The sequence below is a fragment of the Chitinophaga rhizophila genome, assembly GCF_019492185.1.
Lineage (GTDB): Bacteria > Bacteroidota > Bacteroidia > Chitinophagales > Chitinophagaceae > Chitinophaga > Chitinophaga rhizophila.
On record NZ_JAICCF010000001.1, the window covers coordinates 1756014 to 1768808 of the forward strand.

The window sequence follows — 12795 nt, forward strand, 5'->3', positions numbered from 1 at the left end:
GGTATCGCACTCATATCTTTATATGGCAAGGCTACGCCCCTTTTAGCTACGCAGCTATCCAGCAATTTAACTATTAAACTGTTATTGATTCATTTTTAATGATTTTATCAAAAATATTACATTTATCTTCAATGCATTAAAAGAGTCTTATTTTTTATTCTCAAGCTACTTTTATATACTTGCAAAATTCGTATTTGTATTTTTTATACGAAATTTTACGTATCTAGTAGCTCATAAAGACGGCATTCATGGCAAAAAATCTAGTAATAGTTGAGTCTCCGGCGAAAGCCAAGACAATAGAAAAGATACTGGGCAAGGACTTCGAAGTGAAATCCTGCTTCGGTCACATTCGTGATCTGGAGAAGGATGATATGGGTATCGACATCGCCAACAACTTTAAACCGAAGTATACTATACCTGAGGATAAAGAGAAGATTGTTAAAGAATTAAAGAAACTTGCAAAAGACACTGACGAAGTTTGGTTAGCGACGGATGAGGACCGTGAAGGGGAAGCCATATCATGGCATTTGTGTGAAGTATTAGGTCTTGATCCTGATGTCACCAAACGTATTGTATTCCACGAAATCACTAAGCCTGCCATAGAAAGAGCCGTACAACAACCCCGCCTATTAGATATGAACCTGGTCAATGCCCAGCAGGCCAGACGTATTCTTGACAGAATTGTTGGTTTTGAATTATCGCCGGTGCTCTGGCGTAAGATGAGCATGCGTAATTCATTATCCGCCGGCCGTGTGCAATCTGTTGCCGTAAGACTTATCGTTGAGCGTGAACGTGAAATCAATACATTTAATGCTGTCAGCAGTTTTAAAGTAGAAGCTTTCTTTACTGCTAAAGATCTTCAGGGCAAGAATATTACTTTTAAGGCTGAAGGACCGACTCGTTTCAAAACGGCTGAAGATGCGGAAAAATTCCTGCAACAGTGCGTTGGTGCTGCTTATGCTGTGAAAGACATCCAGGTAAAGCCAGGTAAAAAATCACCTGCGGCTCCCTTTACTACATCTACGCTTCAGCAGGAAGCCAGCCGTAAACTGGGTTATAGCGTTTCCAAAACAATGCTGCTTGCTCAGAAACTGTACGAAAGCGGTAAGATCACATATATGCGTACTGACTCCGTAAACCTGTCTGATACAGCGCTTGCGGACATCCAGAACGCGATTACCACAAACTACGGCCAGAAATATCATCAGCACCGTAAGTTTAAAAACAAGAACGAATCAGCACAGGAAGCGCACGAAGCCATCCGTCCTACCTACATGGAAAATGCAACTGTCGATGACAGTGACAGCAAAAAGCTGTATGAGCTGATCTGGAAACGTACCATCGCCAGCCAGATGAGTGATGCAGAACTGGAAAAGACGATCGCTAAAATAGATATCTCCACTAATCACGAAGAGCTGACTGCCAGTGGTGAAGTGTTGAAATTTGACGGCTTCCTGAAAGTATATATGGAAGGTAAAGATGATGAAGATGAAGGTGATGAAGAAGATTCAGATGGCTCTTTACCACCCCTGGCTGTTAAACAGGTCCTTGACCTGAAAGAAATGAAGGCAACAGAACGCTATACCCGCCCTGCTCCCCGTTATACGGAAGCAAGTCTGGTTAAGAAACTGGAAGAACTGGGCATTGGCCGTCCCTCTACTTACGCTCCTACCATCACCACCGTTCAGAAACGTGGTTATGTAGAGAAACGTGATAAAGAAGGTGTGAAAAGAGACTTCCGGATACTAAGCCTGAAAGCTGATAAAATTTCTAAAGTAACTGAAACCGAAAATACCGGTGCCGAAAAATCCAAACTGTTTCCGACAGATCTGGGTATGATCGTAACCGATTTCCTGAACCAGTACTTCAGCTCAGTAATGGACTACGGCTTCACCGCCAAAATCGAAGGCGAGTTTGACGAAGTAGCCCACGGTAAGAAGATCTGGAACAAAATGCTGAACGACTTCTATACGCCTTTCCATAAAGATGTGGAAAACACACTTGAAAATGCGGAAAGAGTTAAAGGTGAACGTCTCCTGGGAACTGATGCCGAATCCGGTAAACCAATCGTAGCCCGCATGGGCCGCTATGGTCCTATGATCCAGATCGGTAAAGCAGAAGATGAAGAGAAACCGAAGTTCGCTAAAATGAAGTCTACTCAAAGTATCGAAACCATTACTTTGGATGAAGCAATGGAATTGTTCAGACTTCCCCGTAACCTCGGACAGTTTGAAGATCAGGATGTACTGGTGAACATAGGACGATTTGGCCCTTACGCAGCACATGATAAAAAGTTCTATTCTCTTAAAAAAGAAATGGACCCATACACAGTAGAGTTAGATGAAATAGCCCCGCTGATTGTGGAAAAAAGAGCTGCTAAAGACGAACGTACTATAAAAATCTTTGAAAAAGAGAAGATCCAGATACTGAAAGGCCCATACGGACCGTATATAAAACAAGGACTCAGGAACTATAAGATACCGAAAGAAAAAATTGACACCGCCGCTGATATAACGCTGGAAGAAGCCAAAGCTATCATTGAAGATGTGAAGGCCAATCCTCCAAAGAAAAAAGCGCCTCCAAGAAAGAAAAAGGCGGAATAAGTGGACATCTGTATATTCATTCTATGCACGAGACCAAGGAAATAAATGCTTTGTTCCATCTTCTGGATGACCCCGATCAGGAGGTGTATGATACTGTTGCCAGCAAAATTCTGTTGTTCGGAAAAGAGATCATCCCTAACCTGGAAAATCTGTGGGAAAACACCGTAGATGAATCCATCCAGGAAAGGATAGAACAGCTTATCCACCGGGTGCATTATAATGACTTACAGGTAGCGTTGCTGGACTGGAGTCAGTCAGATATGCCTGACCTGCTGCAGGGTGCCATACTGGTAGCCCGTTATCAGTTCCCTGATATGCAACCAACGCAGGTGATCACAGAAATCGAAAGGATTAAAAGGAATATCTGGCTGGAACTGAACAACTATCTGACGCCGCTGGAACAGATCAATGTACTTAACAGCATGATCTATAACTACTTCGGTCTGAAAGGCGAAGAAGTAGCTTATGTGCGAAAGAACCAGTTTTTCATTAACCAGGTAATCGAATCACGCAAAGGCAATCCGCTGACCAACGGCATTGTGTACCAAAGCCTTTGCGCTATGCTTGACCTGCCGGTATATGCAGTGAACATTCCCCGCCAGTTCATACTAGGCTATTTCGATTCGTTTTACGACTTTACCGAAGTACCCAGACCAGATGATACCCGTATCCTGTTCTTCATTGATCCCATTCAGGGCCAGATCTATTCCCACCAGGATGTAGAGGGCTACCTGAAAAGGATGTCCATACCGGTAACGCCTTACTTTTTTCAGCCGCAGTCCAACAAACGGGTTATCCAGTTCCTGCTGGAAGAACTGGTTAAATGCTTTCAGGATGAAAAAGATGCATTCAGGAGAGATGAGTTAAGGACACTGGCAAAACTACTGGGTGAAAAGAACAGGGACCTCTGATCAGCCTAACCGGCCATCCGCAAAGTTCAGACAGTAAGATCTCGCTTATATACAAAATAAAAGACGGCTCATTTATCACGAGCCGTCTTTTATTTTATAACGAAGTGTATGATTACTTGTTAGCCGGTTTACCCTGCAGTTTAGGATAAGACAGGGTGATCAGGTCATTCATCACGTTTACTGCTTCATCCAGATAGATATCTTTCTGTCTGAATTTTAACCAGTCTTTATTACGCGCTAATTTAGAAGAATCGCTCGCCAGTTTGTCAAGATCTACTTTCAGACTTACGATATTCAGTTCTTTCACTTTTTCATTAACTGCATCATAACGTTTCAGGGCGTTAGTGTTAGACTTCTGCTCTGCTTTGAATGTCTGCATGTTAAGTGAATAAGTTTCCTGACTTTCCATTTTCTTCAGTGTGCTGATATTGTCATTCATCATTTTGAATGCCTCGCTGGCAGCTACACGTTTTTCGCTGCTTTTCTTCAGCGCCTCCACCGGTACCGGATCAATCCAGGTAGCGTAAGAAGCCTTCGGAATTTCATCCCATGCCAGTGCATCGTCATCTTTACGCTCTGATACTTCATAATATGGATCAGGCAGCAGGATATCGGATGTTACACCTTTGAGCTGTGTAGAACCACCATTTGCACGGTAGAACTTCTGTTGGGTCAGTTTAATTGCTCCAAGAGCGCCCAGTTCTTTATTGGAATAGAAATCATCCAGGTTCAGCATACGCTGTACAGTACCTTTACCAAAGGTATTGCTACCGATGATTACCGCACGTTTGTAGTCCTGCATTGCAGCAGCCATGATCTCGGATGCAGATGCACTGTATTCATTAACCATGATAGCCAGCGGACCGCCATACTGTACGCTCTTATCACGATCGCGCAGCACCATCGGATCTCCGCTACGGGATTTTACCTGTACAATAGGGCCTTCTGGAATAAACAGTCCGGCCATCTGTACAACATCCTGCAGGGAACCACCACCATTGAAACGAAGGTCAAGGATAATACCCTCTACATTCTCAGCTTTCAGCTTAGTGATTTCTTTGGCGACATCTTCTGCACAACGTGCGCCGTTTCTGTCGTTGAAATCTGCATAAAACTCAGGCAGATAGATATAACCCAATTTATGCTGGCCATTAATAATGGCCGACTTAGCGAAGGTATCGTCCAGCACTACTTCATCACGTACAATGTCAACTACTTTCTGGGTACCATCCACACTCTTCACTGTCAGTTTTACGATGGTACCTTTACTACCGCGGATCAATTTTACCGCATCTTCAACAGCGTAACCGGTGATATCAACAGGTTCTTTGTCTGCCTGTCCTACTTTCTGAATAACATCGTTTGCTTTCAGACGGCCGTCTTTCCAGCTGGCGCTACCTGTCACAATACTGGTAATTTTTATTTTACCATCTTCTTCTTTCAGCTGAGCGCCGATACCGAAGAACTTACCAGCCATCTGCTCTTCAAAAGCCCTCTTTTCAGCAGGCGGGAAGAAGTCAGTGTGCGGGTCCATGGTAGTTGTGATCGCATTGATGAACAGGCTGAAACGTTCGTTATCATCCTGCTTGTTTTTCAGACGGTCAAAGTAACGGTCATATACAGATTTCACCTTTGTCCTTGCTTCTGCTTCAAGTTCAGCATCTGTCTTAGGCTTTTCGGTGGCTTTATCTTTCTGATCTTTTGCTTTATCGCGGCTTTCCTGCAGTTCAATGAATTTCTCCAGGGTACGGTACTTCAGCACTTTCCTCCAGGCATCTTTGCGCGCTGCCTGATCGGCAGGATAGTCGATCTTATCAGGATCAAGCGTTACCTTTTCTTCTTTGGTAAAGTCGAAAGGTTGTGCAAGTATTTCCGGATAGATAGCTGCAGCTTCAGTCACACGTTGCTTGATAATGCCATTTACAGCATTGAAACAATCGAGTGGCGCACCTTGTAATTCATCATCGATATGCGTAGCTACGTTCTGCAACCCCTGCACATCACTTTTCAGAAAAAACTTTTTCTCAGGATCCAGGCTCTTCAGGTATTTATCAAAAACTTCCCTTGAATAGGCATCGTTAATGGCCTTGGGCTGATAGTGTCCCTGGGTGAGTATTTGTCCAACCAGGCCCATGATCACTTCGTATCTGCCGGGAGGATCTTCTTTATGTAGTTTGCTGAATGCCAGCACTCCCATCGAGATGGTGAGCAAGGCAACCGGAATAATCACTTTCATTCTTCTCATAGAAATCCAAAATTGAGCGTCATCAAATATAACATAAAATCGCCCATCGAATCAGAAGGGTGAAATGCTTTTAACAAAAGATTGAGAAACAGTACAATACAGTGTGAGATGCAATTGGCTTACATTTAACAGGTTGCACTTTACAATCCAACAAATGCCAAAACCAGACCAATTTCTAAGCGAATCGGGATCTTATAGATAAAAATACGCATCTTCTACCGATTTTATCTAACCGTTTATCAGATTGGTATTCCGGCCAATGCATCAAATTATCTATTTTTGCCGCAGCTATTAAAAACTGCACAGTGGATACTCCGGCTACTACCAAAAATGACCCGTACGCTTCGTTACGCATCCCAGAATTTAACTACTACCTTGTTATCCGTTTTGCGCTGGTCTTCGCGCTGGCTATGCAATTCACCATTGTTGAGTGGAAGGTGAATGCATTGACACACGATCCGTTTGCGCTAGGTCTCATCGGCCTTGCAGAAGTGATACCAGCGGTGCTTGTAGCGCCTTTTGCCGGACATATTGTGGATAAGCGGGAAAAACGTGGATTGCTGTTATTGTGTGTAATTGCTTATATCCTGATAGGCGCAGGACTGTTCCTGCTTACCTGGGATGAAGCAGTAGCAGGCATTCCGCTGAAATGGGTGCTGAACATGGTCTATGGCCTGGTATTCATTGGTGGCATAGTCAGGGCGTTTCTCAGTCCGGCCAACTTCTCCCTTATGGCACTGATTGTACCGAGAACCCTGTATGCCAATGCCTCAACCTGGAGCAGCAGTTCCTGGCAGATAGGTGGTATGGCAGGTCCGGCATTGGGTGGCCTGTTTATCTATTTCCTGGGCATACACTGGTCTATGTTACTGGTAGTGGGCATTTTCCTTGCACCGCTCTACTGCCTGATCAGGATCAAGCCCAAGCCCATCCATTACAAAGCACAGGGAGAAAGTTTCCTGGATGGCCTTACCAAAGGGATGCGTTTTGTATGGAAGACTAAAGTGGTGTTAAATGCCATGGCGCTGGATATGTTTGCCGTATTATTTGGCGGAGCGGTATCCATGTTGCCGATCTTTGCAACTGATGTACTGCATGTTGGTTCACTGGAATTTGGCTTACTGCGGGCAGCTGTCGCAGTCGGCTCACTTACCACCATGTTTGTACTGGCCTACAAGCCGCTGGTACACCATCCCGGTCTTAAGCTGCTGGCGGCCGTATTTGGGTTCGGACTGTGTATCATTGTATTCGGATTGTCCACCAGTTTCATACTCTCCTTCTTTGCATTATTGATCAGCGGCATGCTGGATGGCATCAGCGTGATAATCCGCCAGACTATCCTGCAACTGAAAACACCGGATGATATGCGCGGACGCGTAGCTGCGGTAAGCTCTATGTTTGTTGGCTCATCCAACGAACTAGGCGCTTTTGAAAGCGGATTTATGGCGCGTGCCATCGGGTTGGTACCCTCTGTTGTATTTGGCGGATGTGTGACCCTTGGCGTGGTGATCACCACCTATATCATCTCACCCGCCATGCGTAAGCTGGATCTGAAAGCCTGACGGACTATAGTTTGGTAACTTTCTTCAGTTTATCCAGTACATAGTATACGGCAGGACAGATGGTACTGTTCAGATAGGTGATATTAGGCCTTTTGATAAAATCGAAGCTGTCTGTATAAGGATAATTCTCGCAATCTCCCGGGCGGGCATCGTAGATACTGCAATAGTTGTCAGCATCCAGGAAAGGACATGGACTGAATTTTACCACATAATCACCGTCGTCATCCATCCGCAGGTATTGGTCAATAAACGCAGACTCTTTCATACCCAAGTATTTGGAGATGCGTTTGATATCGGGCATCTTGAAGCGCGGGCTGATTGTCTTGCAGCAATTGGCACATTTCAGGCAATCCACATGACTAAAAGCTTCATCGTGCATATCCGGCAGTAATTTTTCTACGCCTCTCCCTCTCTTTGTCTGTAATTTCTGCAGGAACTGTTTGTTAGTCTTCTGCTGCTCCTGGGCTTTCTGCTCCCAGTTTAAAAGTAAATCGTCCATTTGACCGCAAAGATAAGGATTAACGGAAAGCTGAAAGTCAGCGTAATTTGCCTTTCCTGCAGGAATAAGTTCAGGCTGGTGCACCGATATAGTTAGTTTGGCTGGAAGTGATAATTCCCGGATCCCGGGTGCTTTTTATAACATTGAACCGGAAGTATCAAGGTGTACAGTATTTTGGTTACACTTTCGTGACAATAAGATCACTTTCTTACCGACATTTATCACCGCATTTTCTCCAACGACCGCCCTGGTTTGGCCATTGCTAAAAAACAATATAGCTTTGCACATTCTTTTCAAACATACCTGCTTTACATCATGAATCTTTTTGATATACAACAGAATGAATTTGTTGGCCGTCACATAGGGCCAAATGAAGCTGAGACTAAAAAAATGCTGGATACCATTGGCGTATCCTCCCTGGAAGAGCTGGTAAGCAAAACTGTTCCTGGAGCTATCCGTATGCAGCAACCGCTGGCGGTACCTCCTGCGATGAGCGAAAGTGATTACCTGCGCCATCTGAAGGAAGTATCTCTGAAGAATCATGTATTCCGAAACTACATCGGGCAGGGTTATTACGATACGATCACGCCAAGTGTGATTTTACGTAATGTGTTTGAAAACCCGGGATGGTACACCCAATACACTCCGTATCAGGCTGAGATTGCGCAGGGCCGTCTGGAAAGCTTACTGAATTTCCAGACTATGGTTAGCGACATGACCGGTTTGCCAATCGCTAATGCTTCCCTGCTGGACGAAGCAAGTGCGGCTGCTGAAGCTATGGCAATGTTCTTCAGCGCGCTGAACAAAGATCACGACAAACTGACCCGTCCGAAATTCTTTGTTGATGCAAACACTTTCCCGCAGACAACTGACGTAATATACACCCGTGCTACTCCACTGAACATCGAAGTAGTAGTGGGTAATTATCATACCGCAGAAATCGACGAAACTTACTTCGGAGCACTGATTCAGTATCCAAACAGTGTAGGTAGCGTTGAAGATTACCGCAACTTTATAGAGAAAGTTCATGCTGCCGGCGCTTATGTTGCTATGGCTACAGATCTGCTGGCCCTGACATTACTGACTACTCCGGGTGAACTGGGTGCTGATGCAGCATTAGGTTCTGCGCAACGTTTCGGTGTGCCATTGGGTTTTGGTGGTCCGCACGCAGCTTTCTTTGCCGTAAAAGATGACTTTAAACGTAGCATTCCGGGCCGTATCATTGGTGTGAGCATCGATGCACAAGGTAACCGCGCATTACGTATGGCGCTGCAAACACGCGAGCAGCATATCAAACGTGAGAAAGCTACTTCCAATATCTGTACTGCACAGGCACTGCTGGCTAATATGGCCGCCATGTATGCAGTATATCATGGTCCTAAAGGACTGAAAAACATTGCTACCCGCGTTGCCATCCTGACAAATGCACTGGCTCAGAAGCTGAGAGCAAAAGGTCTTGAACTGGGTGCTTCTTTCTTCTTCGATACCATTGAAGTACGTGTTAGCAACAGCGCTGCTATCAAGAATAAAGCGGAAGCAATAGGTATTAACTTCTTCTATCCTGAAGCTGGTCGCGTTATCATCTCTCTCGATGAAACCGTAACTATCCAGGATGTAAATGATATTCTCGGCATCTTTGAAGCAGAAACTATCTCCAGTAACAGTCCGGAACTGAAAACTACCAGTGTCCCTGCGGGTCTGGAAAGAACTTCGGCTTACCTGCTGCATCCGGTGTTTAACACCCATCACAGCGAGTCTGAGATGATGCGTTATATGAAGTTGCTGGAAAATAAAGATCTTTCTCTGAACACTTCCATGATCTCTCTGGGTAGCTGTACCATGAAACTCAATGCAGCTACTGAGATGATTCCGCTAAGCTGGAGCCACTGGAGCAAGATGCACCCGTTTGCACCTAAATCGCAGACAGGCGGTTATCAGCAAATCGTTGATGAACTGGGAGATTACCTGTGTAAAGTAACCGCATTCGATGCATGCAGTCTGCAACCTAACAGTGGTGCGCAGGGTGAATATGCAGGTCTGCTGGTGATCAAAGCATACCATGAAAGCAGAGGAGAAGGTCACCGTAACGTGATGCTGATTCCTATCTCTGCACATGGTACCAACCCGGCTTCTGCTGTAATGGCTGGCTTTAAGGTAGTAGTAGTGAAAGCGTTGGAAAATGGTTACATCGATGTAGCTGACCTGAAAGCGAAAGCTGCGCAGCATGCTGCTAACCTGGCAGGTATCATGATCACTTATCCTTCTACTTACGGTGTGTACGAAGAAAGCGTAAAAGACATCTGTAATACTGTTCACGAATTTGGCGGACAGGTGTACATGGATGGTGCTAATATGAATGCACAGGTAGGTCTGACTGCTCCTGGTCTGATCGGTGCAGACGTTTGTCACCTGAACCTGCACAAAACCTTTGCTATTCCTCACGGTGGTGGTGGTCCTGGCATGGGCCCGATCTGTGTAGCTAAACACCTGGCTCCATTCCTGCCTGGTCACGTTAGTCTGGATACAAAAGCACAGGCAAATGCTGTATCTGCAGCGCCATATGGTTCTGCTTCTATCCTGCTTATCTCTTATGCATATATCCGCCTGCTGGGCTTTGATGGTCTGAAAAAGGCCTCTCAGTTTGCTATCCTGAACGCTAACTATATGAAAGCGCGTCTGGAAAAAGCATACGATATCCTGTATAACGGTGTGAATGGTACCTGTGCACACGAGTTCATCGTTGATCTGCGTCCGTTCAAAGCGTCAGCTGCTATTGAAGCAGAAGATGTGGCAAAACGTTTGATGGACTACGGTTTCCACGCTCCAACCCTGAGCTTCCCGGTACCAGGTACCATCATGATTGAGCCTACAGAAAGTGAAGATAAAGATGAACTGGATCGTTTCTGCGACGCTATGCTTTCTATCCGTGAAGAGATTGCAGCAGTAGAAACTGGCGTTGCTGATAAACTGAATAACGTACTGAAACATGCTCCGCATACACAGTTTGTTATTACTGCGGATGACTGGACACGTCCATACACCCGTCAGCAGGCAGCTTATCCACTGGATTACGTGAAGCTGAACAAATTCTGGCCATCTATCAGCCGTGTGAACAACACGCATGGCGATCGTAACCTGATCTGTACCTGCGAGCCTGTTAGCGCATACGCAGAAGCAGAAGCTTAATTGTGATTTCTGAGCACTGAAAATAAAGTCCTGGAGTCAAGACAGGCAGAAAATATAAGCGGCGGTATCGAAAGATATCGCCGCTTTTTTAATGCGCTGTTTCTTACGGTACCAGCCAATGAACACCCGCCGGTTTGATGATCATGATCTTACGTTGATCCTACGTTCAAAGACGTAGGATCAACGTAAGATCATGACAATTTCTCTCGTTTGCACGATCCTGAAAAAGGTTGACATTTCCAATGTCCACAATTGGCCAGATGCATGCACTCGATGAAGTATAGCGCTTTCAGGATTACTTTGTCAGCTTCACGGCAATTAGCGTAAATACCCGTAATAACTTCAACCGTAACGGCGCCATCCTGGTCCGGTATGCCCTGCAAGAGAGCCGTTTTCAGAGACACAATAACTATATGAATATAAATACGTTATATGAAAAGGCAGCGTCCTGTGGACACGTTTTGGCGTCCTATGGACATTGGCCGAAAAAGCCTTCAACTTTGCCCTAATATTGTTTCAGTTCTTTGAAATTGAATGTTCGGATTTGCATGTAATAAGTCACGGCTATAGCTTGTGACTAATTGATACAATAGTGTAGCTACAGGGATTTCTGCGCTTCGGCATGGAAGCTGGGAAAAGGTTACGGATGAGGAAAAATTCTTTACTGACAACCAGTTTGTTAAGTTCTGCTGATACAAATTTCTCTCTGTTTGCCACGCTATCATGATCAATTCAGTAATTTTTTATATATATTACATAGTAAGAAAAACCACTATACTTATGCAGGAATACTCTTTCATGACCATCGAGGAGATTTTCCTCCTTCAAGATGCGCTGAAAAAGAACAAAAAGCAGATTTACAAATTCATATCGTTTGGTCTGCTACTGGTAATCATCGTTGCTTTTGTACCTCATTATTTTCTGAGCAGGCGTCTCAGCGAAGAAGAGATCAATGACTCACTGTTCTCTTACAGAAATACCTGGTTCTGGATATGGCTTTCTTCATTTGTGGTTGCACTGATTTTTGCGTTGATTAAAGTAACAGATGTACGTTACTTTACGATCAAAAAAGATCTGACCAAGCTGGAAAAAGGACAAATACAGGTACCATTGGAAATGGTGTACCAGGGTAACAATGAAGAGCAGACCAGCTTTATTGTAAAACAGGAAGGTGTGAAGAAAAGCAAGCGACTGTTTTACTGGATGCGCGGCCGGATGGACGAGTTCAAAGCGGGTCAGGATGTCGAGATTATATACGGGCGTTATTCCCGCGTTATTCTCTCCATCAACCGGCTGTAAACTTATTACTATTAACCATATCTACTGCCTGTAGCAACTTATCATCTCATTTATAACCATGGGTCAACCGTTATCAGGTTGGCCCCTTTTTTTTATATTTGATAATCACCTTACAGAGATACAACATATCATGAATATTGAGCAATTCAGGGAATATTGTCTGGCGCTGCCTGCCGTGACAGAAGAGTTTCCTTTTGGAGAAGAGACACTGGTTTACAAGGTTAAGGGGAAAATGTTTGCACTGACCCAACTGGATAATTTTGAAAGCGTTAACCTGAAATGTGACCCTGAAATTGCGGTCGAACTTCGTGAGCGTTATGAAGGCGTTACGCCAGGTTATCATATGAACAAGAAGCATTGGAATACAGTGGACGTTCATTCCAACATCCCGGGCCGGCTGATCTATCAATGGATCAGAGACTCATATGATCTTGTGGTGAAGTCGCTGCCGAAGAAAGACAGGGAAAGTCTGTTATCTTAAATTTCTAAA

Annotated in this window: 8 protein-coding genes; 6 read left to right on the top strand and 2 right to left on the bottom strand. The window is 44.6% G+C overall.

All coding sequences use genetic code 11. The annotated features are described in order from the left end of the window. Positions 1-248: 248 nt before the first annotated feature. Positions 249-2603: a type I DNA topoisomerase gene (gene topA / locus K1Y79_RS06550; protein ID WP_220249197.1), complete on the top strand. Its 2355-nt coding sequence runs from the start codon at positions 249-251 to the stop codon at positions 2601-2603. 23 nt (positions 2604-2626) lie between these two features. After that, complete coding sequence (locus tag K1Y79_RS06555; protein ID WP_220249198.1) at positions 2627-3514, top strand: transglutaminase-like domain-containing protein; 888 nt, start codon at positions 2627-2629, stop codon at positions 3512-3514. A gap of 112 nt (positions 3515-3626) precedes the next feature. Here K1Y79_RS06555 and K1Y79_RS06560 read toward each other — a convergent pair whose 3' ends face one another. After that, the gene (locus tag K1Y79_RS06560; RefSeq protein ID WP_220249199.1) at positions 3627-5759 is read right to left on the bottom strand and encodes a carboxy terminal-processing peptidase; all 2133 of its coding nucleotides are present in this window, start codon (positions 5757-5759) and stop codon (positions 3627-3629) included. Between the two features lie 305 nt (positions 5760-6064). Between K1Y79_RS06560 and K1Y79_RS06565 the strand changes: the two genes are divergently transcribed. Next, the gene (locus K1Y79_RS06565) at positions 6065-7321 is read left to right on the top strand and encodes an MFS transporter (protein ID WP_220249200.1); all 1257 of its coding nucleotides are present in this window, start codon (positions 6065-6067) and stop codon (positions 7319-7321) included. A gap of 4 nt (positions 7322-7325) precedes the next feature. Here K1Y79_RS06565 and K1Y79_RS06570 read toward each other — a convergent pair whose 3' ends face one another. After that, a complete protein-coding gene (locus tag K1Y79_RS06570) occupies positions 7326-7820 on the bottom strand; it encodes a YkgJ family cysteine cluster protein (RefSeq protein ID WP_220249201.1) in 495 nt (164 codons plus the stop codon). Between the two features lie 315 nt (positions 7821-8135). On the opposite strand from K1Y79_RS06570, the gene gcvP reads away from it, so the two are divergent. The 3 genes from gcvP (at position 8136) to K1Y79_RS06585 (ending at position 12786) form a co-directional block, all read left to right on the top strand. Then, entirely contained in the window at positions 8136-11006 is a 2871-nt protein-coding gene (gene gcvP, locus K1Y79_RS06575) for an aminomethyl-transferring glycine dehydrogenase (protein ID WP_220249202.1), read from the top strand. A 780-nt stretch (positions 11007-11786) separates the two neighbouring features. Next, positions 11787-12305 carry a hypothetical protein gene (locus tag K1Y79_RS06580; RefSeq protein ID WP_220249203.1) on the top strand — a complete coding sequence of 173 codons (519 nt, stop codon included), beginning with the start codon at positions 11787-11789 and terminating at the stop codon, positions 12303-12305. A 130-nt stretch (positions 12306-12435) separates the two neighbouring features. Beyond that, a complete protein-coding gene (locus K1Y79_RS06585) occupies positions 12436-12786 on the top strand; it encodes an MmcQ/YjbR family DNA-binding protein (RefSeq protein WP_220249204.1) in 351 nt (116 codons plus the stop codon). The last annotated feature ends 9 nt before the right edge of the window (positions 12787-12795 follow it).